The sequence below is a fragment of the Ligilactobacillus faecis genome, assembly GCF_029889745.1.
Classification (GTDB): Bacteria; Bacillota; Bacilli; order Lactobacillales; family Lactobacillaceae; genus Ligilactobacillus; species Ligilactobacillus faecis.
Genome location: NZ_CP123639.1, coordinates 800,572 through 822,787 on the forward strand (window position 1 = coordinate 800,572; position 22,216 = coordinate 822,787).

A 22,216-nucleotide genomic window follows, 5' to 3' on the forward strand; every position below is an offset into this window, starting at 1 on the left:
GCATTAAAAACTATTCTCATACCGTTGATGGAAAAACTTAGCTTTTAGGAAAGCTGTGCCTTTTTTCCACCAATTTACACCTTCGACATAAACAAGTGGGAGTTCTGTGATCTCATCCGTTTTGATCACTCCATTTTTAATTTGTTGTTGGAGCCAAACGTTAAAAATTATTTCACTGACTCGCCCATAAAAGCGTTGTTGAAATGGGGATAGTTCAGATGCCCCCATTTCTTTTTCGAGTGCGAACAAAATCTTAAAGAGCCATGTACAATAGTCATTCAAAAGATCTTTTTGCATGATCATCATATTGAACATGTAACCAGAACGTTGTTTTAAAACTTGATCGTAAGTGGCAAGATAATCGGGATAAAGCTTCTCGATCACTCGTCTAGTCGCATCAAGTTGGTTTGAATAATGTGTATGCTCATAGTGTGAGTAAAGCGTTTCGATGTAATAGTGTCGTTTTTTGGGTAAGATCACTCGATATTTGCCTAACAAAGGTGCTAATTCGGTGTACTTAATGATCCAAGCTAAGCGTTCTTTACCAATGCGTTTTTTACTTCCAAAATGGCGCCGATAATGCGCTAAGCCGATATAGTCGGCATCCAGATTCTTCCAAGCCCAATAAAGCCCAGTCAACTCACTATAACTATTATTCTTTTCAGAAATATTTTCCCCAACGTTATCTTTTTGGTATCCTAAGTCAAGTTCTGGATGTAAACTTGCCCCCACATGGAGAGGGATATACATCGAGTCATCAGGCATAGCATACTGTTTATGTGTAGCTATGACTATTTTAACTTTATTTTCCAAAAGTTCTCTCCTCACTCATATCCATCTAGTTAAGACATCGTCATAGATGGGACTGTTTGCATAAAATACTTTATTTATAATTATACCAAACAAAGTATATACTACCTAAACAAATATAGCACAATTAGCATAAAAAAGCTTTAAAAATAGTAAAAACGATAGCTAGATGACAAATAATTAAAAAAATCACGATAGGTGTGTGTAAGAGAAAAGATTATGCTATACTACTAAATGAGTTGCGGGCGAGATGTCTGCTTATTTTTGTTGATCACTTTTAGGGGGAAACAGCGTGAAATTTTGGGGCAAGACAACGCAAATTGCGATCCGATCTGGCTTAGAGAAGTTACATACAACAAGAGAACAGGTCGAAATAAAAGTTATCAGCGAAGGCCGCCGTGGTTTTCTTGGATTAGGTAAAAAACCTGCTGAAGTCGAACTCTTACCTAAAGCAGTACTGCCTAAAAAAGAAACTAGACCACAAAAAAATGTTGAGAAACAGGCCAAAGAAAGTGAGTTGGAAGATCAGCTACACAAATTAGGTTATTATTTGGCGGATATCACTCAAAAAATGGGGATCGAAACAACGATCGAGGTCGTTGTTTCCAAAAAAGTCGTGACTTACATTTTTGAAACAAAGCAGGAAGGGATCTTGATCGGACGCCACGGCAAAACGCTCAATGCACTGCAATTATTAGCCCAAGATTTTTTAGATCGGCAGAGCCAAAAAAAGCTTCAAGTCGTGTTGGATGCCGCAGATTATCGGGCACGTCGCAAAGAAACATTGCGTTTATTAGCTCAAAAAGTTGCTGCCGATGCTCTTTATCAACAAGAAAAACAACAACTTGATCCAATGCCAGCGTTTGAACGCAAGATAATCCATGCTGCTTTAGCCCAAAACAGTCAAGTCACGACCTATTCTTGTGGAAATGAGCCGCGTCGTGCGGTCGTTGTGGAACCGGCCAAACGTTAAGGCGAATAGTTGATTAAGAGAGGATTTTGACTATGTTTGAGCACAAACCTGACCATTTGGAAGATGAATTATGTTTTTCGATCTATACAGCCCAACGCTTCTACAATCGGTTTTATACAGAATCGCTGAAGCAATTTGGTCTGACTTATGCCCAATACATCACATTATTAGTGTTGTGGGAAGCAGACGATAAGATGATCATCCGCGATCTTGGACTTCGTTTGAAGTTAGATACAGGGACTTTGACCCCATTATTAAAACGGATGGAAAAAGACGGTTGGATAACGCGGACACGAACAAAAGAAGATGGTCGTAAAGTATTTATCGAACTGACTGCTAAAGCACGTGAACTTGAACCAAAGATCAAAAATCAAGTCACGACATGTTTTGCTTCGTTCAATATGACAGAAGCTGAATATCAACAAGCAGTTGAATTTGTCAAAGTATTGTCGAAAAAACTCGAAGATAACAACAAATTGTTGCTCAATACAACACGTTTTTAAGTTAAAAGACCCGTCCAAGGTGGAAGTTGGCCGGGTCTTTTTTAGCGCAAAAAAGAAGAGATTTCCCAGGAAATTTACATTCAGGTAAAAAAGGGTAAAAATAGTAAGAGTAGAAAGTGTAACTAAGTAATTTTGCTAAAGACATTTGCGTTGGGCAGATGGATACCTTGCGCCCTTCAGTCAAAGCTTATTTTTTAGATCTGCTGCATTTCAAAGTCGTTTCGGCTAAAAAAATTCGCCCCAAATACCAACAAAAAGAGGCCCCCTGTAAAGTAAGAGGACCTCTTTTTAGAGTTAGAAGGAGTATTGTTCGATCGGTGTTTCAAACCAATCATAGCGTAGAAGTTGTTTGAGCTTTTTATTAACTGGGATCCAGATCCCACTCTTTAAAATATCTTTCATTGTTTGGATGAAGAGCGCATCTTTTTTAGTGCTTTGAGGCCGTGCGACCTCGATCACTTCATTTTCTTCAGTTTTCACGGTGATCGTTTGTTCTTGTACTGCCACGACTTGGGCCGAAACGATCTCTTGATTCTTGTTTTTTGTATCCATAATTGATGTTCCTTTCTGGATCAAGTACCTATGATACGATACAACTACTAGGCTACACCAATAAGGTAAATTTATCTGTAAGTAACTCTTAAAAAACATTTAAAATTATTTAAGCGTTTGTTTGATCAGATCAGCGACCGTTTGTTGGAGGGCCTCTTGCTGTAATTCTTTCAACAAAGCAGCTTGTTTAGCTGTCGACATCGTTGGGTTAGCTTGCAAACGTTTGGCAAAGCGTTCTTGCACGAGTTTAGTCGTTGCATGTTGGATGCGATCTTTGTTTTGTGAAAAGACTTGCTTGAGTCTTTGAGCTTGTTTTGTACTCAAAACGTACCAATTTTGATTGATCGCAAAGTCATAAGTTCTGTGCTTGAGGCGTTTATCATTGTGTAAAATGCTAAAGAAAAATTTAGACCATTTATTTTGATAAACATAACGCTCTTCAGTGATCGTTACTGTTGGCGTTTTGGTTGTGTAGTGATATTTGACAGTTGTATCAGCTGTTTTTGTCGCTTGTGGTTTCTTTTGCGCGACATCTGTTTTATAGAGATAGACACGTTCTGAACCAGTTCCAAGTTGTTGGTAAAGTAAAGTGTCAAGTTGCTCTGTTGTTGAAGAGACTAACGGGCGGGTCGTTTTAGTCGTTTCAACTTTCATCCCAAATTCATAAGAATCATTCAAGACGATCACACTTGTCATCCCGATCATCACGGCAAAAGCTAAAAGAGCATAGATAAAGCGGTGTTTGATCGTCGGTAAGACAGTAAAGATGAAAAATAAGATCGTCGCTAAGACTAAGATCACGATACTCATTTAAGATCGCCCCCCTTTTGTTCTAATGGTGCTTTGCGGGAAGTAATATTGCCTTTCTTTAAGAAGAAAGCAAAGAAGAGCGCACAAGCAGCAAAGAGAACGGAGATAAAGAAAGCAGCGTGATAACCATTTAAAACAGCAGTTGTTGCTTGATCAGCATAAGTCAACGGTGTTTTGACTAAAACTTGATGGGCCGGCATCGAAGCCTTAGTGACTGAACTCAAAACTGAGATCAAGATCGCTGTCCCGATCGAACTCAAAACTTGACGGAAAGTGTTGTTGACAGCTGTTCCGTGAGAGATCTTATTAAACGGCAAGACGTTCATTCCGGAAGTCGTGACTGGCATCATCGTTGCTGCGATCCCAAACATTCGGATCGCATAAAAGACGATGATCAACATGATCGAAGTCTCTTTTGTGATGAAAAGAAATGGGATCGAGCCTAACGTCAACATCGTCATCCCAGCAAGCGCCATAAAGCGAGCTCCATAGCGGTCAAATAAACGGCCTGTGATCGGAGACATGATCCCCATCGCTAAAGCGCCTGGAAGTAAGATCAAGCCAGAATGAAAGGCTGATTCGCCTCGGATGTTTTGAATGTAAAGGGGAATGACCATTTCTGAACCGACTAAAGCTAAGTTAGCGACCCCACTCAAGAGTGCGGCTAAACTGAATTCACCGTATTTGAAGACGGTGATATCGAGGAATGGTTCGTCCATTTTGAGTTGGCGTAAGCAAAAGAGTGCAACAAAAAGTGTCCCTAAAAAGAGATAGAACAATACGGCTTTATCGCCCCAGCCATCATTTCCAGCTTTAGAAAAGCCATAAAGTAAAGCCCCAAAGCCGATCGTTGAAGTAATGATCGAGATGATATCGATCTTTTGATGAGTATTTGGAACGACGCTTTTCATAAAGAAAAAGGCTAAGATGATCACGACTAAAACGATCGGAATGATCATGCCAAAGAGTTCGCGCCAAGTCCAGTTATCAACGATCCAACCTGAAAGGGTCGGTCCTAAAGCTGGCGCTAAGCCGATCACGAGACCGACTGTCCCCATGGCAGCTCCACGTTTTTCTGGAGGAAAGATCGAAAGCATGATCGTTTGTAAAAGAGGCATCGAGACTCCAACGCCGATCCCTTGGATCAAACGTCCCGCAAGTAAGACGCCAAAATTTTGCGCTAAAAAAGCCACAACTGTTCCCAGTAAAAAGGTCGACATTGCCCATAAATACATCGCTTTTGAGCTAAAACGGTTGATCAGCCACGCTGAGATCGGGATCATGACCCCGTTGACCATCATAAAACCTGTTGTTAACCATTGAACTGTAGCAGTCGTAATATTAAAATCCTTCATGATCGCTGGAAAAGCGGTATTCATCAAGGTACTATTCAAAATCGTACAAAAAGAACCTACCATCAAAACTAATACAAGTAAATTACGGTTATAAGTATTTCCCGCAGTATCGGTAGGTAGCTTTTGATTTTCCAAAAGATCACTTCCTTACAAGCGTAAAATAAAATGTAGTGCCAACTATATACTTATTCTTAAATTATGTCAAGTATCTTGACAAAGTTGATAAAAAATATACAATCAATAGCAAAGGGGTAATTCAAGTAAAGATTAAGTGAGGGAAAAATAATGCATAAGAATAAGCCAGAATTTATCCATGATATTCAGATCGGGATCGGGGATGTTTGTAAGATCACAGGCGTTTCTGGACGCCAGTTACGTTACTGGGAAGAACGTGGCTATATCCATTCTTTAGATGATCCTAAAAGTTCCGTACGAAAATATAGTTTAGATATCTTATATAAAGTCGGTTCGATCAAGCATTTTATCGATGAAGGCTACACATTAGCTAAAGCAGTCGAAAAATCAGAACAGCGTAGTAAAGAGATGATGGTCGTGCGCCATTTTATGGTCGATTGTTTAAAAGAAGTCAAAGTGACAGATTTAAAAAAAGGTTACGGTGAACTTGAGTTAGGTACTTATGCAGGTCAAAAAGTCGTCGGGATCCGGGATGAAAACGGCTCGCGCTTTGAAATGCGACCGTTGGAGGGAAAGTGATGGAATTTAGCACACCACATCATATCGCGCTTATTTGTCATGACCGTACAAAAGCGCTCCATTTTTATCGTGATATCTTAGGTTTTACTTTAACAGCAGAACATGTAAGACCTGAAAAAAATGATATTTTATTGCTGTTATGCAAAGCAGAGCTTGTCTTAGAGCTCTTTATCAAACCAGACGCCCCAGCGCGTATCAGTGGAAGCACAGGCGAGGCATGTGGTCTACGTCATCTAGCGTTTAAGACAGCTGACGTAGAAAAAGCTAAACGCTATTTAGAAGCGCAAAATGTCAAATGTGAAGCGGTCAGAGTCGATGATTATAATGGGAAGAAAATGCTGTTTTTCTTTGATCCAGACGGTTTGCCCCTTGAATTACATGAATAAAAGTAAAAGAGATGATATGTATGACTGAGAAACTAAAACAAGCGCTCATTCATTATCCGATGACAGCGCTAGTCGTGTTGATGACTTTTTTAGCTTGTGGATTTTTACCGTTGAGCATTTTCAATAAACTAGCTTTACTTGTGATCGTCTGGTGGGTCGGCTTTGAATTTGAACGACCGATCAACAAGATGATCCAGCAAAAGAAGCTAAATTCGTATGCTGGGCGCGTTTTTTGTTTAGTTGTGACGCTAGTCTTTGCTAGCGTATTAGCTTATGTTCAGATCAGATTTGCTTAAAGAGCTTGAGTCGTTAGGACTCAGGCTTTTTTTGTTCAGAAAGATTTTATTTATATTTTTTAAATAATATTACTTGACCATCTATATTATACGTCATATAATATCATTGAAGTTAAGATAATATAACAAAGAAAGGTGGAGAAAGTCGTATGGAAATCAAAGTAACTGCTGATCTATTAGATGGTTTAGTATTAGCCTTGCTTGAGCGCCAAGACTATTACGGCTATGCCTTGACTCAGGATATGCAACAGGCGATCTCGATCTCAGAATCGACGATGTATCCTGTCTTGCGACGCTTACAAAAAAATGCCTATGTGACGACTTACGATGCACCTTATCAAGGGCGCAATCGGCGTTACTATAAGATCACAGAACGCGGGGAACACCACTTAGAACGGATCAAAAAAATGTGGAATGATTATAAAGAAAGCTTAGACGCTGTTTTTGCAGCAGTCGATAGTTATCATCGAACTGAAGAAAATGAGGAGGGGCAACCATGGATCGGGAAAGATATTTAACAGAATTGGAGGAATACTTACAAGCTTTGACGCCTGAAGAACGCGCCGATGCGATCATGTTTTATTCGGAATTTATCGAAGATGCTGGGCTAGAAACACGGGCGCAGATCGAAGACCGTTTAGGAACACCGAGAGCTTTGAGTAAAAAAGTTTTAGCTGATTATTCGATCAGATCGGTCGAAAAAGAGGTCAAGCATCGTAATACGGCAACTCCACGCTCAAATATCAAAATGATCTGGCTTGTGATCTTAGCCTTATTAGCTTCACCTGTTTTGATCGGGGTCGGAGGGCTTTTGATCGGGCTCTTAGTTGCGATCGTGGCTGTCTTTTTAGCCGTTGTTTTTGGCGCCGTGATCCTCTTTTGTGGGGGCGTTGTCTTGATGGGCGTTACGTTATATATCGGGTTTGCTTTGTTGATCTCAAATTGGGCCGTGGGTCTGTTTTATCTAGGGATCGGGGTAACAGCATTAGGGGCTTTACTTGTCACGATCCCGATCGCTTATTGGATCATTCGAGTGGTCTTACAAGGGATCGCGAATCTTTCCCGTTACCTCTATGACAGACTAGTCAAAAATCGCAATCATATTGGAGGGGATAGAGATGAAAAAGATATTTAAAGCCGGTTGGATCGTTTTAGCTTTAGGGATCATTTCATTGGTCGTTGGGATCGCCTTTAATGGGGTACGCGATATCGAATTTGATGGTCTGAGCCCACAAGTGGCTAAAAAGAATCAACGGATCGAAAAAACTTACGCTAAAAAAGAATTTACTAAGATCGATCTAAAAGATCTCGAAGCTGTCGCTCAAGTCGAGATCAGACAAGGTGACACCTATAGCATCAAATATGACGGGAATTCGCAAAATGAACCTGATATTACGTATCGAGATGATCAAGTCGTGATCCAAAGAAAGAAAAACTTAAGACGGCTCACAGGCTTTGCTTCAGATGTTTATGAAGCCAAACTGGTGATCACTGTGCCCAAAGATAAAAAGCTCGAAAATGTCAAATTCGATAATTTCTTCACGGGCTCATTTTTCTTAAAAGGTCTCACACTAAAAGAGCTAGAGTTGAATGCAGATCTTTCTGAGTTGACCTTGGAACAAGTAAATATCGAGCGGGTCAAGATCGATTCTTCTGTTGGAAGTGATATCACCGTGCGAGATTCGAATTTAAATGACGGTGAACTTAAATTTGAATCTGGCGATCTTAAAATTTATGGGGGGACCTTGAAAAATATTCAGATCGACCAAGAAGCAGGCGATGTGCACTATCAAAATGGAACTGTGTTTGAAAATGGTTCGACGAGTTTAGAAGATGGTGATCTTACCGCTGAGAATGTGACCTTTAATGGACACTATACCGTTACAAATGAAAGTGGAACTAACCGAGTAAAAAATGTAAATACTAAAGGGTATCGTCTTGTAACAGAAACAGGGACGAACAGGTTGCGTGACCAAACATCAAAAGATCAACTTGAAAGTGGGATGGACCAAGCAGATACCTTGAGTTTGACTGTTGAAGATGGCGATAATATAGTTGAGTAAAAGATCAAAGAAAGGATGATAGTTATGGCAAGAAAAACGAACAAACAGTTGACTAAATCAAAAGATAAAGTTGTTTCGGGTGTTTTTGGTGGGGTAGCTGAGTACTTTGGTTGGGATAAAGCTATCACGCGGATCATTGGTGCGATCTTGATCATTTTCCCGGGAAATGTGATCTTAGGACTTTTGATCTACTTTATTGCAGCTCTTGTGATGCCAGATGCACCTAACAATGAACAAAAAAGTTACCGACAAGACGATGATGATGTGATCGAAGGTGAATTTAAAGAGCGCTAATATGACTGCTAAGAAGCTTGGAGCTAGGCCAAGCTTCTTTTTTTAGCTAAAAATATTGTATAATATATAAAAAATAAAGGGGCTAGTATATGACTTTTTACACATTAGACTATTTAAAAGCACAACATCAAGTCGATCAAGCTGTTCTATACGGGGTGGGAGTAGTCGTTTTATTGATCTTGACTTTGACTTTGTTGGCCTACGCTAAAAATCGTTTAAAAACAAAGTATCGCGATCTAAGTATCATCATGGTCTTGATCATGCTATATCTTTTTGGACTAAATTATAATAGCTTTGAACAGCATAAGAGCCAAACGCTCTCGTCTTCTCAGATCCAACCATTTTTACGGTCAGTGGCAAAAGAGACCCGAGTACCACAAGCTAAAGTATCCGTAAATAGTAGGACTTTAGCTGATGGGATCATCGTCAAAGTTGCCGATAAGTACTACCGGGTCTCGCTTAGTCCTGATCGCAGTAGTTATAATTTAGAGCGGACACATATGATCGACCAAAATATCAAAGTGCAGTAGGGGTAAAAAATGGGATTTTATAGTGAGATCTTGATCAAATTTATTTTAGGGATGTTAGCGATCATCATTCAGATCAATTTAGTCGGGAAACGTAATTTAGCGCCAGTAACTCCGTTAGATCAACTCCAAAACTATGTTTTAGGGGGGATCATCGGGGGGATCATTTACAATCAAGCTATCACGATCTTACAATTTTTGATGGTCTTAGTGGCGTGGACTTTAGTCGTGATGATCTTACAATTTTTGAAAAATCACGTACGTCTCTTCAAGCTTTTTGTTGATGGACGCCCGACAGTGTTAGTCAAAAATGGGCGCTTGAACGTTGAGGCTTGTTTGAGGCGTGGGATCACGGCTGATGAATTGATGTTTCGTTTACGCAGTAGTGGGATCTACGAACTGGCAAAAGTCAAAAGTGCTGTTTTAGAGCAAAATGGGCAGTTGAGCATCATCGAGTATGGCGAAGCTGAGAGGATCCGTTATCCGTTGATCAGTGATGGGATCGTGAATCTCGATATATTAGAGATGATCAAAAAAGATGAAGTTTGGGTCGGACAAGAGCTAAGACGAGCAGGTTTTGAAAATGCTAGTCAAGTCTTTTTAGGTGAATATATTGACGGAAAATTGCATTTGATCAGTTATCCAACAAAGTAAGGCGACCTTTTTTTCAAGAAGTGCTATACTAAAAAAGTAAAATTGCTGAAAGAAGGATGCACTATGGCATTAAATGAAATGAGCTTTGCGTTAGGCCCTAAAAATATTCTTGAAGAGCTGGTCAAACGGTATAGTGACCGTGAATTTCTCTTGTATAGTTCAATTGTCAGATCACAAGATTGTCTCTTAGTTGACATCTCAGGTAAAGAATCTGTCTTTGAAACAGGGCTAAATTATCGTGTTGTCAACGCGATCGGTCCGACAGATTGGGACGGACTTTTAGAGTTGCGCTATATGACACTTGATACAGATCAACAAAAAGTCTTCAATGCAGTCATGGCTTCTTGGGATGATCCAAAAGCCCGCCCACTTGGCTTGAAGTCAGCTAAAGTTTTGCTCTCTTTAAAGAAGAGTTATCAATTCCTCTTGCTTAATGTCTGGGAAGATGAACAAGATTATTTAGCTTGGAATCATGCCGCTGATAACAAATTAGCACAATTTGGACATGATGGTAATAAGGCTCCGATCGACAAGCTCTATACACGAGTCAGATAACAAAAAAGGATGGAACAAAGCGTTCTATCCTTTTTTAGTCTTCACTGATATGTTCTTTGACTTGTTTGAAAATCATGATGATATGTTGGTCAGCTAAGGCATAGTAGACATGTTGACCGTCACGTTTGCTTGAAACGAGACCTGTTTGGCGGAGGATCTTTAACTGATGAGAGACAGCAGATTGTGTCATCGCGATCGTCTGGGCGATCTCATTGACTGTCAATTTTTGGCCAAAGAGTAAGGATAAGATCTTGTAGCGCGTCTCATTTCCAAAAGCTTTGAAGATCTGGACGCTAGCATTAGTCTCTTCTTCAGTTGGAAGAGTTAATTTTTTTTCTATTGTCATACGTTCACCTGCTTAAATTTTACACTGTCAAGCTGATCAATTTTCATTATACCAATCAAGTCAAATTTTGAGCAAATAGAGTTGAATGTTTTTTATGTTTCAGGTAGAGTAGTAAGTACTAAGCTTAAAAATGCTTAAGAATTTTTTCATAATATGAGGGGTAGAATAATGCAGATCTTAACACCACATTTGAAGCATTATCGTGGTGCGATCGTCGGGGCAGTGATCACGATCATTATTGCTGCGACCTGTACATTGATCCAGCCACGAATGCTGCAATATATCTTAGATAGTTTGCTTAAAAATGACCGTCAAGCGATGTTTAGAGACAGTATTATTTTGATCTTACTAGCAGTCATCGGGGTCATTGCTGGGATCTTGAATGTCTATTTTGCGGCTAAGATCGCGCAAGGGACGACAAGTGACTTACGTGCGCAAACTTACCGTAAGATCCAAAGCTTTTCTTTGAGTAATATTGAAAAATTCTCTGCGGGGACACTTGTTGTGCGTTTGATCAACGATATGAATCAGGTCTTGAATATCGTGATGACGACTTTCATGCAGATCTTACGCATGCCGATCATGATGGTCGGCGCGTTTGTGATGGGGATCGTGACGATGCCACGTTTTTGGTGGGTCCAGATCGTCATGCTCGTAGCGGTCGCAAGCGTGATCGTCTTGACTTTTCCCAAGTTAGGTAAATTATTTGACCGTTTCCAAAAGAATCTTGATCAAAGCAATACGATCGCTAAAGAAGCATTACAAGGGATCCGTGTCGTCAAATCTTTCAACCAACAAGAGCGTGAAGCTAAAAACTATGATGCTGTTTCTGATCAGATGAATACTTTGAACATCAAGATCGGTTACATGTTCTCAACACTATTACCGGCCTTTTTCCTTGTCTGTGATGCTGGGATCACATTAGTTATTTATTTAGTCGGAAAAAATATCGTTAATGCTCCAGGCGAATTAGCAGCGATCACATCCTATATCGGTTATTTGATGCAATTGCTGTTTACGTTAGCCTTTGGGGGGATGACGATGGCGATGTATGCGCGTGGTTTCATCTCACTTGGACGGATCAAAGAAGTTTTAGAAACGAAACCAGATCTGACTTTTGATCCAAACGCGCCTAAACAAGCTTTGAGTGGCGACGTTGAATTTGATGATGTTTCTTTTGCTTATCCAAATGCGAAAGATGAAACTTTAAAACACGTGAGCTTCAAGGTCAAACAAGGTGAGACGATCGGGATCATCGGGGCGACTGGTTCAGGTAAATCGACGTTAGCCCAACTGATGACGCGCCTGTACGATCCAACTGCCGGGACTGTCAAAGTTGGTGGCGTTGATCTTAAGCATGTCAATGAAAGTTCACTTCGCAAAGCCGTTGCGCTTGTTTTACAAAAAGCTTTGCTCTTTTCAGGAACGATCGCAGACAACTTGCGCCAAGGTGACCGAAAAGCAACACCAACAGATTTCAAGTGGGCGACAGATATTGCACAAGCTTCTGAGTTTGTCGAACAATATACTGATCTTTATGAACACCAAGTCGAAGAACGCTCAGCCAACCTTTCTGGAGGGCAAAAGCAACGGCTCTCGATCGCACGTGGCGTCGTGGGCAAGCCGAAAGTATTGATCTTAGATGATTCGACTTCAGCGCTTGATGCGCGTTCTGAAAAAAAAGTCAAAGAAGCGCTAGAGCAAAAATTAAATGATACGACGTTATTTATCATTGCTGAAAAGATCTTTTCAGTCATGGATGCAGATAGGATCTTAGTGCTTGATCAAGGTGAAGTCAAAGCCTTCGATACGCATGAAAAACTCTTAGAAACGTCAGAACTTTACCGTGAGATCTATCAAACACAACGGGCAAAAGGGGGCGAAGCTAAATGAAAGATCTAAAAAAAGCATGTCGTTATTTTTATAAGTACTTGAGTCCGTATTGGAAGGCGATCGCTGTCATGGTCATTTTGACCTTAGCTGCGACCTTCTTTCAAGTCATTGCCCCAGTCTATATGGGGAACGCTGTCACCGAACTTGGAAAATATTTGGCACAGTACATGGATCCTAAGACGCGCGCGACTGCTTCGATGGCAAGTTTTTATCAAGCTTTGTTCTTGATGGGGGCGTTCTTCTTAGCTAATGCGATCGCACAATACATCTCGTGGATGATCATGTCACGTTTTACATCGGATGCGACTAATGGGATGCGCAAAAACCTTTTTGCTAAATTGCAACGAATGAAGATCAAATATTTTGATACGCATCAAGATGGTAAGTTATTATCGCTATTTACATCAGATATCGATAATATTTTGAATGCTTTGAATAATGCGATCTTTGAATTGATCTCGCAAGGGGCGCTCTTTATCGGTGTGATCATCGTCATGTTTTCGATCAATGTCAAATTGGCCTTGCTTACGATGGCCTCGACGCCTGTTGTTATTTTGATCGCTCTGATCATCATGAATAAAGCGCGGAAATATTTAGACGCACAACAAGATGAGATCTCAAATCTAAATGGTTACGTCAACGAACAGATCAACGGTGAGCAAGTGATCTTGAGTAACGGGCTCCAACAAGAATCGATTGCTGGCTTTGATAAGCAAAATCAAAAAGTCAAAGAAACGATGTTTCGCGGTCAATTTTACTCAGGGCTTTTGTTCCCATTGATGCAAGGACTTTCGCTTTTGAATCTTGCGATCGTGATCGTTGGTGGAACTTGGATGGTCGCTGATTCACAGATGAATACAGCCGTCGGTTTGGGATTGATCGTGATGTTTGTGCAATATTCGCAAACATATTTCCAACCTTTGACACAGCTGACGTCGATCTATTCGATGATCCAACTAGCTTTAACGGGGGCAAGACGTTTAGCCGAAGTTGAAGAACAACCTGAAGAAGATACCGTTCCAAATGGTCAGGTGATGCAGCCAGTCAAAGAAAGAGTTAGTTTAGAAGATGTCCACTTTAGCTATAATAAAGGTAAAGAGATCTTGCATGGGATCGATCTTAGTGTTGCTAAAGGGCAAATGTTAGCGTTAGTCGGTCCGACCGGTTCAGGGAAAACAACGACGATGAATTTGTTCAACCGCTTTTACGATGTCGATTCAGGGGCAGTGAAATTTGACGGGCTCGATGTACGCACTTTGACGTTAGGATCATTGCGCCAACATATCGGGATCGTATTACAAGATTCTGTGCTATTTACTGGGACGATCGCCGATAATATCAAATATGGGCGCCCAGATGCAAGTGAAGCTGAGATGATCGAAGCGGCGAAACAAGCACAGATCCATGATTTTATCAGCACTTTACCAGCTGGTTATGCGACTCAGATCAGCGAAGAACATGCACTGTTTTCGACTGGACAAAAACAGTTGATCAGTATTGCACGGACATTGCTCTCTGATCCAGATTTCTTGATCTTAGATGAGGCGACTTCTAACGTCGATACGGTGACAGAAGAAAAGATCCAAAAAGCGATGGATGCCGTATTAGCTGGACGGACGAGCTTTGTGATCGCCCACCGTTTGAAGACGATCATCAATGCAGATGAAATCGCCGTTTTAAAAGACGGTTATGTGATCGAACAAGGTAGTCATGAAGAATTACTCCAAAAACAAGGCTTCTATTATGAACTTTATACGAACCAAATGGTCTTAGACTAAAAAAGAGTCAAGTCGACCCTAAAAGTGGGTCAACTTGACTCTTTTTGTTTGAGCTCAAGATACATCAGGCCCCAATCTTCAAGGGCACTGAAAAGAGGTCGTAAGCTATCGCCTAAAGGACTTAAACGATATTCGACGCGTGGAGGGATGACTGGAAAAACTTCGCGTAAAACTAAGCCATCTTGTTCGAGTTCTTGCAAACTTTGGGTCAGCATCTTTTGACTGACGCCTGCGACGCTTTGTTTGAGTTTACTATAACGTTTAGTGCCTTTGAGCAGATCACGGACGATCAAGAGTTTCCATTTGCTCGATAAAAGGTTGACCGTTGTTGCGACAGGGCAACTGCCGGCTTGTGGTAAAGGACGATTTGTCAATTTTAACACTCTCTTTTCGAGACTATAAAACTTTATGTTAGAGACCAGCTTGATCATGCTAGAGGTATCACAGCCAGACAAGCATATTGATTGTCTTTTTTGTAGATGTCAGGCAAACTATGGTAAAGTTCTTACTTATTCAAAATGTAGGTGGTCATAATGATAGAGTATCGAAATGTTGGGATGGTCTATGGTCAAAATGAGATCTTGACGCAGATCGATCTGACGATCAAAGATGGTGAATTTTTTGTGTTGGTCGGCCCAAGTGGGAGCGGGAAGACGACGCTTTTACGCATGTTAAATCGACTTACAGTCCCAACAAGGGGCGATATTTATTTAGATGGAACCAAGATCAAAGATCATGATATACAAAAATTACGTTTGAGCATGGGCTATGTTTTACAAGAAAGTAGCTTGTTTCCCAATTTGACGTTAGAAGATAATATTGCACTCCAACTCGAACAGCTAGGCGTTGCTAAGGTCAAACGGCGCAAGCGCGCCCAAGAATTGCTCGAGCTCGTCGAATTACCGGCATCTAAGTATGCCAAACGCTACCCAAAAGATATCTCGGGCGGACAAAAACAGCGAGTAGCTTTAGTCCGTGCCTTAGCGGCTGATCCGAAGCTGATCTTGATGGATGAATCTTTTAGTGCCCTTGATCCAGTTTTACGCCAACAGATGCAGACATTGATCTTAAAGTTGTGGCAAAAATTCAAGATGACCGTCGTTTTTGTCACCCATGATATGCAAGAAGCCTTGCGTTTAGGGCAGCGGATCGCGGTTTTAAATGAAGGTCAGCTCAAACAAGTTGGAACGCCACATGAGCTCTTGACTGCACCAGCTGATCGTTTCGTCAAAGAATTTTTCAGTCAAAGCCCCAAAAATTCTTTGATGTTAAAAGAGCTGATCGCTTCTTTAAGTCTAGCTCCTAAACCTTATGATGAGAAATGTCCAGAACTTACAGCGGTCGTTGAAGTGCTCAGTTACTTGCGCAAACAGCCAAGTTTAGATTTCAATTACCACGAAGCCACGTACACTTTGACGCTAGATCAGCTGCTTCAGTATCTTGAAAGTGCAGGTATTTAAAGATGACAAAATTGATCGAGACGCTCGTGACGCAAAAAAGTGAGATCTTGAGTGCTCTAGCTGAACATATCACTTTATCGTTTTTAGCTTTAATTTGTGCGTTAGTGATCGCTTTGCCACTTGCGATCTGGTTTAGAGATAAGCCTTTTTTAGGCGAAGCGATGCTCCAACTAGCTGGGATGATCCAAACGATCCCCAGTTTAGCTTTGTTAGGTCTTTTGATCCCACTTGTAGGGATCGGACCAGTTCCAGCGGTGATCGCTTTGACGTTATATGCGATCATGCCGATCTATCAAAATACGTATACGGGTCTGAAAAATATCGATCCTAACCTAAGTGAAGCCGCCGACGCTTTTGGACTTTCAAAAAGAAAAAAATTGCAACGGCTTGAGTTACCGTTAGCTTTGCCGCTGATCTTTTCAGGGATCCGGATCGCCCTTGTTTTAGTGATCGGAACGGCGACTTTAGCAGCCTTTATCGGTGCTGGGGGCTTAGGCACGTATATCATGCTTGGGATCCAGCAAAATAATAATACATATCTTTTGATCGGTGGGATCCTTTCAGCTGCGTTAGCCTTTAGCTTTAGCTTTGGTCTAAAATATATCGGACAAACTAAAAAAAGGATCCTCATAACGTTAGGACTACTAGCGACCTGTTTAGTAGGGCTAGCAGGCTATCAAACTTATGAAGCTGTGCGAGAAAAGCCAGTTAAGGTCGTGATCGCAGGCAAATTAGGTAGTGAACCGGAGATCTTGATGAATATGTATCGTGATCTGATCAAACAAGATGATCCTAACGCTAAAGTCAGCTTAAAACCAAATTTTGGTGGGACGACTTTTTTGTTTCAAGCTTTACAAAAAGATCAGATCGATATTTATCCTGAATTTACAGGCACAGTCTTAGAAGCTTTAGTCAAATTGGATCAAAAGACCCCAAGTGATCCAAACAAAACGTATACTTTAGCTAAAGAGGCGTTAGCTGCTAAATATCAATTGCGTTATTTAAGACCGATGGCGTATCAAAATGGCTATGACCTAGCAGTCACTAAGGAATTTTCTAAACGCTATAATGTTACGAAATTAAGTGATCTAGCGCGGGTCAATGCTTTTGTCAAAGCTGGCTTTGATCCAGATTTTTCGAACCAAGAAGATGGCTATTTAGGTTTGAAAAAGGTGTATGGCCTTGATTTTGGGAAGATCTCAGTCATGGAACCAGCGTTGCGGTATCAAGCGATCGCTAACCATAAAGTCAATTTAGTCGATGGTTACACAACTGATCCCCAGATCAAGCAATATGATCTGGTCGTTTTAGAAGATGACCGCCATTTTTTCCCACCATATCAAGGTGCGCCGTTGATGACAGAAAAATTTGCCAAAGAAAATCCGCAGATCGTAGCAAGTTTAGAAAAGTTAAGTGGTCAGATCAGTGCTTCAGAGATGCAAGCGTTAAATTATCAAGTCACAGTCAAGCATCGCAAAGCAAGTACCGTCGCACGCGAGTATTTATTAAAAAAAGGACTCTTGCAAGCTAAAGATAAATAAAAGAAGCTGTGACATAAGTAAAAAGACATCTTCAAATTCCGACGTTTGGAATTTTGAAGATGTCTTTCTTTATTCTGAAAATACTAGTTTTTATTAATGTAGATAATATGAAAAACTACTTATATCACAGACTCTTTATTGCGCACGTTTTTGGCTACGCACTAAGTACCAAATGATCCCGATAAAGAAACCGAGGAGACTAAAGCAGATCCAGCCAAAACCTAATTCAAAGAAAGGAAAATTGCGCGAAGCAAAACGTAACATACTTTGAACAAATGAAGTCTGCTTGAGCCCAGCTGGCAGAGCATTGACAAGATCAAAAAGTGCTGGGATCAAAGTAAAGAGCGTCGTTGTTTGGTAAACGAGCGAACTTTTTTGGAAAAGCGGTGAGGTGATCCCTAGTAGGATCAAAGTGATCGCAAGGGGATAGAGAAACATCAAAACTGGTAAAGACCAAGAAATGATCGTATCTAAGCCTAAGTTTGCGATCGTAAACGAAAGCAAACAGTTCAAAGCTAACATTTGTTTATAAGAGATCTTTTCAAAGCGCTGATGGAAAGTTTGCGAACTTGCGATCACAAGTCCCATCGAAGTCGAAAGGCATGTGACTGTCGTCAAAGTTGCTAAGAGAGCATCACCGAAGACGCCTAGATAGTGGTGAGCGATCTGTGTCAAAGTGATACCGCCGTTTTCAGCTAAGCCAAAAGTCGAAACGCTTTGAGCCCCTAATAAGATCAAGGCGATGTAGATCACGCCGATCGACAAGATCCCAAGTGAACCGCCTTTAGCTGTAGCCAGCGAAATTTCTTTTTGCTCGGTGACGCCCAGTTGTTTGACGGCAGTGATCACGGTGATCCCAAAGGCTAAAGAAGCTAAGGCATCCATCGTGTTATAACCTTGGAGCAAACCAGAAGAAAGTGCGTTAGTTGCATATTCTAAGGTGATCGGAGCGTTTTTAGCTAAGGCAAGTGGTGAACTAAATGCTAGTAAAAAGATCACAAATAACATGAGCAAAAAGACCGGATTCAAAACTTTCGCGATCAAAACAGTGATCTTACTTTCTTTACTAGAAAGATAATAAACAAGTAAAAAGAAGAGTGCAGAGTAGAGCAAAAGCCCACCAGTGTGCCATGTTTTAGGTAAATAAGGATCAAAGCCGATCGTAAATGGGACCGTTGCAGTTCTAGGAGTGGCAAAAAAAGGTCCGATCGTAGCGTAGATCAAGATCATAAAACTTAGTGCATAATGGTGTCCGATCGGACGAGCTAAGTCATAGATCCCTTGCGAAGAAGTGATACTGATCGCCAACAGCCCTAAGACTGGGAGCAAAACACCTGAGGTCAAAAAGCCAAGAGCCGCTTGCCACCAATTAGCCCCTGCTAATTGACCTAAATGCACGGGAAAGATCAAATTTCCGGCCCCAAAGAGCATCCCAAAGATCAAAGAACCGATCACGATATAATTTTTATAAGTCAAACGATTATTTTCCATGATTTCAATAAATAAAGCTAAAGATTCCTTTCTGCTATTATGTAAAATGCTATAAATTTTAAGCTACATTACTTGAAACATAAAGTCAACTTTTGAAGTACCTAGCCTTGTCAGAAAATGTGCAGTGTGCTACACTTTAATTGAAGATATGAACATATATTCATAAGTGTAGAATGAAAGAAGTGAGAACCATGAGATTTAAGGAATTATTAGTAACAGATAAACAAAAAACTTTTCAGATCGGAAGTACGCTAGTTTTATTTTTAGGAGCTTATTTACCTTTTTTTGGAGCTACAGCTAAATTTTGGCTTTATTTGTTAGCCTATCTGATCATTGGACTTCCTGTCATCAAAGAAGCGTTAGTGCATCTTTTTCAAGGAAAGTGGTTTGATGAGAATTTTTTGATGACGATCGCGACTTTAGGAGCATTTGGCGTCAAACAATATCCAGAAGCCGTAGCTGTGATGCTCTTTTATGCGATCGGAGATCTCTTTGAAGAAGTTGCAGTCGCGCGTTCAAAGCGTTCGATCACAGACTTGTTAGATATTCGTCCTGAATATGCACAAATAAAAATGGCTACTGGAGAACTCAAGCGTGTGACCCCAAAAGAAGTTAAAGTAGGCGCAACGATCGTTGTCAAAACAGGTGAAAAGATCCCGTTAGATGGGATCGTCACTAACGGTAGTTCATATGTCGATACGGCAGCTTTGACAGGTGAAAGTGAGCCTCGAGCGGTTTTGAGTGGTAGTGAAGTTTTAAGTGGGATGATCGTCAAAAATGGTGTCCTTGAGATCAAAGTGACCAAAGAATACGGCGCTTCAACGATCGCCAAGATCTTAGAGCTTGTTGAAAATGCCAGTCAAAAGAAAGCACCAACTGAAAAATTTATCACGCGCTTTGCCAAGATCTATACACCTGTTGTTGTCTGTTTAGCGGTCTTATTGGCGACGATCGCCCCGCTTTTTTTTGGTCGACCATTTGAACCTTGGTTTTATCGTGCTTTGATCTTTTTAGTGATCTCCTGTCCTTGTGCGTTAGTGATCTCGATCCCCTTAGGCTTTTTTGCCGGGATCGGGGCAGCTTCGAGACAAGGTGTCTTAGTTAAGGGTAGTGATTATTTAGAACGTTTGACAAAGATCAAAACGTTTGTCTTCGATAAGACCGGGACTTTGACGACAGGTGAATTCAAAGTCGCCCAAGTTGTTCCTGCTGAAAAAGTCACGCCAGAAGAATTAGTGCGCTTAGCTGCGATCGCAGAGCAACACTCACCGCATCCGCTCGCGCGTTCGATCGTTTCGAAAAATGGTCAAAGTCAACTTCCAGCAGTTGAAGCGTTAGATGAACAAGTCGGCGCAGGTGTTAAAGCGACTTATTTAGGAAAAGAGCTCTTAGTTGGAAATGCTAAGCTCTTAAAAACTCATGGCTTCCAGCCGTTAGTCGGTGATGTGAAAACAGTCGGTAGTATCGTACATGTTGCTTATGCTGGGCAAGTCAAAGGTTATCTCGTGATAACAGATACCCTTAAGAAGACGGCTAAAAAAACGATCGCCCAACTGAAAGCTAAAGAACTGACCCCAGTGATGTTGACTGGCGATCGTCAAAAAAGTGCCCAAAGTGTTGCTAAAGAGTTAGGGATCGCGCAGTTTAAAGCTGAGCTCTTGCCACAAGATAAGTTGATAGCTGTCCAAAAGCTCCAGCAAAAAAACGGACACCAAGTGGCCTTTGTCGGCGATGGACTCAATGATACACCAGTCTTGAGTCAAGCCGATGTTGGGATCGCGATGGGAGCATTAGGCTCGGATGCAGCTGTCGAAGCAGCCGATGTCGTTTTGATGAAAGATGATCCGCAAGCGATCTTAAAAGCTTTAGCCGTTGCCAAACGGACCCAAAAGATCGTTTGGCAAAATATCATTTTGGCTCTTGGGATCAAAACGCTCTTTTTGATCTTAGGTGCGTTTGGTGATGTGACGATGTGGGAAGCTGTCTTTGCTGATGTCGGGGTGACAGTGTTAGCCGTTTTAAATGCCTTGCGGATCATGTATCCATTGAAAAAATAACTAAAACGTCTGCTTGGCAAGGCAGGCGTTTTTTTGCAGGTATTTCCAAGGAAATAGGGCTAGTATTTGAGCTTGCAAGATAAGCTGTTTGCGGTATATACTCATATGTATGCAAACGTTTTAATAGAAAGTGTGGTGGCCAAATGGCAACGATAAAAGACGTCGCCAAACGAGCAGGGGTCTCACCATCGACCGCTTCACGGGCGATGCATGACAGTCCTTTGATCAGTGAAGAGACAAAAGCAAGAGTTAAAAAAGCAATGACAGAATTGGATTATTCGCCTAATTTTGTTGCGCAAAATTTAGCTAATCAAACTTCAAATACGCTAGGGGTCGTTTTGCCAGCGCGCGAAGAAGATGTCGGCGATAATCCATTTTTTATCCAGATCATCCAAGGTCTAGCTTCGATCTGTAATGCACATGATTATTTAGTTTCTGTGGCTTCAGGACAAACAAGTGCTGAGTTGATCAAAAATATCGAAACGATGATCAAACGTGGCAATATCACGCGTTTTGTCTTTGTTTATTCGCAAGCAGATGATCCCGTCTTAGAATTTGTCAAACGTCAAAAGCACGTGCGTTATGTGATGATCGGAACACCGTATACTGAAAAAGAGACGCTCTACCATGTTGATAATGACAACTACTTAGCTGGGTATGATGCGGCCTGCTTTTTACTCGATAAAGGCTATGAAACGATCATCTATGCGTATACTGATTTAGCAGAAAATGTCCAAAATGCCCGCTTCAAAGGCTATGAAGCGGCAGTGAAAGAGAGTGGGAGAAAAAGCCAAGCAGTGTGTTTTGCTGCCACGCGCGCCGATGAGAAAAAGGACCGTGAGCTTTTACAAAAAGCCTTACCAAAAGACGTTAAAAAAGTGGCGATCTTAGCTTGTGACGATAATTTAGCCCTAGCGCTCCAGCATTTATGTGGTCTGGAAGAAGAAGCGATCGCAGTGATGGGCTTCAACAATTCAGCGCTGGCTAAGCTAGCCCGACCAGCGTTGACTTCAGTCGAGATCTTCCCGCGCTTCTTAGGCTCAGAAGCGGCAGCTCTTGCGATCAAATCTGATACTTTGAAGTTAGAAAGCAATGCGGTGATCGTCCCGCATAAGATCATTGAACGCGAATCGACAAAAATTTAACGATTTTTGTCTT

General features: G+C 41.2%; 25 protein-coding genes. 18 read left to right on the forward strand and 7 right to left on the reverse strand.

From position 1 onward, the window contains the following. Window positions 1-3 precede the first annotated feature (3 nt). On the reverse strand, window positions 4-813 hold the full coding sequence (locus QFX10_RS03920; protein WP_280606908.1) for a DUF4422 domain-containing protein: 810 nt from the start codon (window positions 811-813) through the stop codon (window positions 4-6). Between the two features lie 289 nt (window positions 814-1,102). Here QFX10_RS03920 and jag point away from each other — a divergent pair, with 289 nt between their 5' ends. Together jag and QFX10_RS03930 are read left to right on the forward strand one after the other, a co-directional pair. After that, complete coding sequence (gene jag, locus QFX10_RS03925; protein WP_280606909.1) at window positions 1,103-1,783, forward strand: RNA-binding cell elongation regulator Jag/EloR; 681 nt, start codon at window positions 1,103-1,105, stop codon at window positions 1,781-1,783. 32 nt (window positions 1,784-1,815) lie between these two features. Then, on the forward strand, window positions 1,816-2,286 hold the full coding sequence (locus QFX10_RS03930) for a MarR family winged helix-turn-helix transcriptional regulator (protein WP_280606910.1): 471 nt from the start codon (window positions 1,816-1,818) through the stop codon (window positions 2,284-2,286). Window positions 2,287-2,580: 294 nt separating this feature from the next. Here QFX10_RS03930 and QFX10_RS03935 read toward each other — a convergent pair whose 3' ends face one another. The 3 genes from QFX10_RS03935 to QFX10_RS03945 form a co-directional block, all read right to left on the reverse strand. Further along, the gene (locus tag QFX10_RS03935; RefSeq protein ID WP_280606911.1) at window positions 2,581-2,838 is read right to left on the reverse strand and encodes a hypothetical protein; all 258 of its coding nucleotides are present in this window, start codon (window positions 2,836-2,838) and stop codon (window positions 2,581-2,583) included. Window positions 2,839-2,943: 105 nt separating this feature from the next. Next, window positions 2,944-3,648, reverse strand: a complete 705-nt coding sequence (locus tag QFX10_RS03940) for a DUF4811 domain-containing protein (protein WP_280606912.1) — start codon at window positions 3,646-3,648, stop codon at window positions 2,944-2,946. Further along, entirely contained in the window at window positions 3,645-5,138 is a 1,494-nt protein-coding gene (locus QFX10_RS03945; RefSeq protein WP_280606913.1) for an MDR family MFS transporter, read from the reverse strand. The genes QFX10_RS03940 and QFX10_RS03945 overlap by 4 nt, the downstream gene beginning before the upstream one ends. A 150-nt stretch (window positions 5,139-5,288) precedes the next feature. Here QFX10_RS03945 and QFX10_RS03950 point away from each other — a divergent pair, with 150 nt between their 5' ends. The 10 genes from QFX10_RS03950 (at window position 5,289) to QFX10_RS03995 (ending at window position 10,492) form a co-directional block, all read left to right on the forward strand. After that, entirely contained in the window at window positions 5,289-5,717 is a 429-nt protein-coding gene (locus QFX10_RS03950) for a MerR family transcriptional regulator (RefSeq protein WP_280606914.1), read from the forward strand. After that, window positions 5,717-6,103 (forward strand): SMU1112c/YaeR family gloxylase I-like metalloprotein, encoded by a 387-nt coding sequence (gene gloA2 / locus QFX10_RS03955; protein WP_280606915.1) that lies wholly within the window; start codon window positions 5,717-5,719, stop codon window positions 6,101-6,103. Before QFX10_RS03950 ends, gloA2 begins: the two co-directional genes overlap by 1 nt. A gap of 20 nt (window positions 6,104-6,123) precedes the next feature. Next, window positions 6,124-6,399 carry a hypothetical protein gene (locus QFX10_RS03960; protein ID WP_280606916.1) on the forward strand — a complete coding sequence of 92 codons (276 nt, stop codon included), beginning with the start codon at window positions 6,124-6,126 and terminating at the stop codon, window positions 6,397-6,399. A gap of 149 nt (window positions 6,400-6,548) precedes the next feature. Continuing rightward, a complete protein-coding gene (locus QFX10_RS03965) occupies window positions 6,549-6,917 on the forward strand; it encodes a PadR family transcriptional regulator (RefSeq protein ID WP_280606917.1) in 369 nt (122 codons plus the stop codon). After that, window positions 6,896-7,534, forward strand: coding sequence for a DUF1700 domain-containing protein (locus tag QFX10_RS03970; RefSeq protein ID WP_280606918.1), 639 nt, complete (start codon window positions 6,896-6,898; stop codon window positions 7,532-7,534). The genes QFX10_RS03965 and QFX10_RS03970 overlap by 22 nt, the downstream gene beginning before the upstream one ends. Continuing rightward, the gene (locus QFX10_RS03975) at window positions 7,518-8,462 is read left to right on the forward strand and encodes a DUF4097 family beta strand repeat-containing protein (RefSeq protein ID WP_280606919.1); all 945 of its coding nucleotides are present in this window, start codon (window positions 7,518-7,520) and stop codon (window positions 8,460-8,462) included. Before QFX10_RS03970 ends, QFX10_RS03975 begins: the two co-directional genes overlap by 17 nt. Window positions 8,463-8,486: 24 nt before the next feature. Continuing rightward, complete coding sequence (locus tag QFX10_RS03980) at window positions 8,487-8,756, forward strand: PspC domain-containing protein (protein ID WP_280606920.1); 270 nt, start codon at window positions 8,487-8,489, stop codon at window positions 8,754-8,756. 89 nt (window positions 8,757-8,845) lie between these two features. Next, a complete protein-coding gene (locus QFX10_RS03985) occupies window positions 8,846-9,286 on the forward strand; it encodes a DUF3290 domain-containing protein (RefSeq protein ID WP_280606921.1) in 441 nt (146 codons plus the stop codon). Window positions 9,287-9,295: 9 nt separating this feature from the next. Beyond that, window positions 9,296-9,937 (forward strand): DUF421 domain-containing protein, encoded by a 642-nt coding sequence (locus QFX10_RS03990; RefSeq protein WP_280606922.1) that lies wholly within the window; start codon window positions 9,296-9,298, stop codon window positions 9,935-9,937. Between the two features lie 63 nt (window positions 9,938-10,000). Next, on the forward strand, window positions 10,001-10,492 hold the full coding sequence (locus tag QFX10_RS03995; protein WP_280606923.1) for a hypothetical protein: 492 nt from the start codon (window positions 10,001-10,003) through the stop codon (window positions 10,490-10,492). Window positions 10,493-10,526: 34 nt separating this feature from the next. Here the strand turns inward: QFX10_RS03995 and QFX10_RS04000 are convergent, their stop codons facing one another. Next, on the reverse strand, window positions 10,527-10,838 hold the full coding sequence (locus tag QFX10_RS04000) for an ArsR/SmtB family transcription factor (protein ID WP_280606924.1): 312 nt from the start codon (window positions 10,836-10,838) through the stop codon (window positions 10,527-10,529). A 168-nt stretch (window positions 10,839-11,006) separates the two neighbouring features. On the opposite strand from QFX10_RS04000, the gene QFX10_RS04005 reads away from it, so the two are divergent. Both QFX10_RS04005 and QFX10_RS04010 read left to right on the forward strand, forming a co-directional pair. Continuing rightward, window positions 11,007-12,731, forward strand: coding sequence for an ABC transporter ATP-binding protein (locus tag QFX10_RS04005; RefSeq protein ID WP_280606925.1), 1,725 nt, complete (start codon window positions 11,007-11,009; stop codon window positions 12,729-12,731). Next, entirely contained in the window at window positions 12,728-14,509 is a 1,782-nt protein-coding gene (locus QFX10_RS04010) for an ABC transporter ATP-binding protein (RefSeq protein ID WP_280606926.1), read from the forward strand. Before QFX10_RS04005 ends, QFX10_RS04010 begins: the two co-directional genes overlap by 4 nt. A gap of 29 nt (window positions 14,510-14,538) precedes the next feature. On the opposite strand, the gene QFX10_RS04015 is transcribed toward QFX10_RS04010, so the two are convergent. Next, window positions 14,539-14,883, reverse strand: coding sequence for a winged helix-turn-helix transcriptional regulator (locus QFX10_RS04015; RefSeq protein WP_280606927.1), 345 nt, complete (start codon window positions 14,881-14,883; stop codon window positions 14,539-14,541). 159 nt (window positions 14,884-15,042) lie between these two features. On the opposite strand from QFX10_RS04015, the gene QFX10_RS04020 reads away from it, so the two are divergent. Together QFX10_RS04020 and QFX10_RS04025 are read left to right on the forward strand one after the other, a co-directional pair. Next, window positions 15,043-15,969, forward strand: coding sequence for an ATP-binding cassette domain-containing protein (locus tag QFX10_RS04020; RefSeq protein WP_280606928.1), 927 nt, complete (start codon window positions 15,043-15,045; stop codon window positions 15,967-15,969). Between the two features lie 2 nt (window positions 15,970-15,971). Beyond that, window positions 15,972-17,510, forward strand: a complete 1,539-nt coding sequence (locus tag QFX10_RS04025; protein WP_280606929.1) for an ABC transporter permease/substrate-binding protein — start codon at window positions 15,972-15,974, stop codon at window positions 17,508-17,510. A 135-nt stretch (window positions 17,511-17,645) separates the two neighbouring features. On the opposite strand, the gene brnQ is transcribed toward QFX10_RS04025, so the two are convergent. Continuing rightward, complete coding sequence (gene brnQ / locus QFX10_RS04030) at window positions 17,646-19,001, reverse strand: branched-chain amino acid transport system II carrier protein (protein WP_280606930.1); 1,356 nt, start codon at window positions 18,999-19,001, stop codon at window positions 17,646-17,648. A gap of 191 nt (window positions 19,002-19,192) precedes the next feature. Between brnQ and QFX10_RS04035 the strand changes: the two genes are divergently transcribed. Next, a complete protein-coding gene (locus tag QFX10_RS04035; RefSeq protein WP_280606931.1) occupies window positions 19,193-21,058 on the forward strand; it encodes a heavy metal translocating P-type ATPase in 1,866 nt (621 codons plus the stop codon). A gap of 143 nt (window positions 21,059-21,201) precedes the next feature. Further along, window positions 21,202-22,203 (forward strand): LacI family DNA-binding transcriptional regulator, encoded by a 1,002-nt coding sequence (locus tag QFX10_RS04040; protein ID WP_280606932.1) that lies wholly within the window; start codon window positions 21,202-21,204, stop codon window positions 22,201-22,203. The last annotated feature ends 13 nt before the right edge of the window (window positions 22,204-22,216 follow it).

Coding starts and splice junctions, on each gene's coding strand:
- QFX10_RS04040 (WP_280606932.1), top strand. CDS start 21,202: ATGGCAACGATAAAAGACGTCGCCAAACGAGCAGGGGTCTCACCATCG.
- QFX10_RS03975 (WP_280606919.1), top strand. CDS start 7,518: ATGAAAAAGATATTTAAAGCCGGTTGGATCGTTTTAGCTTTAGGGATC.
- QFX10_RS03970 (WP_280606918.1), top strand. CDS start 6,896: ATGGATCGGGAAAGATATTTAACAGAATTGGAGGAATACTTACAAGCT.
- QFX10_RS03950 (WP_280606914.1), top strand. CDS start 5,289: ATGCATAAGAATAAGCCAGAATTTATCCATGATATTCAGATCGGGATC.
- QFX10_RS04025 (WP_280606929.1), top strand. CDS start 15,972: ATGACAAAATTGATCGAGACGCTCGTGACGCAAAAAAGTGAGATCTTG.
- QFX10_RS03990 (WP_280606922.1), top strand. CDS start 9,296: ATGGGATTTTATAGTGAGATCTTGATCAAATTTATTTTAGGGATGTTA.
- QFX10_RS03995 (WP_280606923.1), top strand. CDS start 10,001: ATGGCATTAAATGAAATGAGCTTTGCGTTAGGCCCTAAAAATATTCTT.
- brnQ (WP_280606930.1), bottom strand. CDS start 19,001: ATGGAAAATAATCGTTTGACTTATAAAAATTATATCGTGATCGGTTCT.
- QFX10_RS03960 (WP_280606916.1), top strand. CDS start 6,124: ATGACTGAGAAACTAAAACAAGCGCTCATTCATTATCCGATGACAGCG.
- QFX10_RS04000 (WP_280606924.1), bottom strand. CDS start 10,838: ATGACAATAGAAAAAAAATTAACTCTTCCAACTGAAGAAGAGACTAAT.
- QFX10_RS03935 (WP_280606911.1), bottom strand. CDS start 2,838: ATGGATACAAAAAACAAGAATCAAGAGATCGTTTCGGCCCAAGTCGTG.
- QFX10_RS04005 (WP_280606925.1), top strand. CDS start 11,007: ATGCAGATCTTAACACCACATTTGAAGCATTATCGTGGTGCGATCGTC.
- QFX10_RS03980 (WP_280606920.1), top strand. CDS start 8,487: ATGGCAAGAAAAACGAACAAACAGTTGACTAAATCAAAAGATAAAGTT.
- gloA2 (WP_280606915.1), top strand. CDS start 5,717: ATGGAATTTAGCACACCACATCATATCGCGCTTATTTGTCATGACCGT.
- QFX10_RS03985 (WP_280606921.1), top strand. CDS start 8,846: ATGACTTTTTACACATTAGACTATTTAAAAGCACAACATCAAGTCGAT.
- QFX10_RS03930 (WP_280606910.1), top strand. CDS start 1,816: ATGTTTGAGCACAAACCTGACCATTTGGAAGATGAATTATGTTTTTCG.
- QFX10_RS04010 (WP_280606926.1), top strand. CDS start 12,728: ATGAAAGATCTAAAAAAAGCATGTCGTTATTTTTATAAGTACTTGAGT.
- QFX10_RS03965 (WP_280606917.1), top strand. CDS start 6,549: ATGGAAATCAAAGTAACTGCTGATCTATTAGATGGTTTAGTATTAGCC.
- QFX10_RS04020 (WP_280606928.1), top strand. CDS start 15,043: ATGATAGAGTATCGAAATGTTGGGATGGTCTATGGTCAAAATGAGATC.
- QFX10_RS04035 (WP_280606931.1), top strand. CDS start 19,193: ATGAGATTTAAGGAATTATTAGTAACAGATAAACAAAAAACTTTTCAG.
- QFX10_RS03940 (WP_280606912.1), bottom strand. CDS start 3,648: ATGAGTATCGTGATCTTAGTCTTAGCGACGATCTTATTTTTCATCTTT.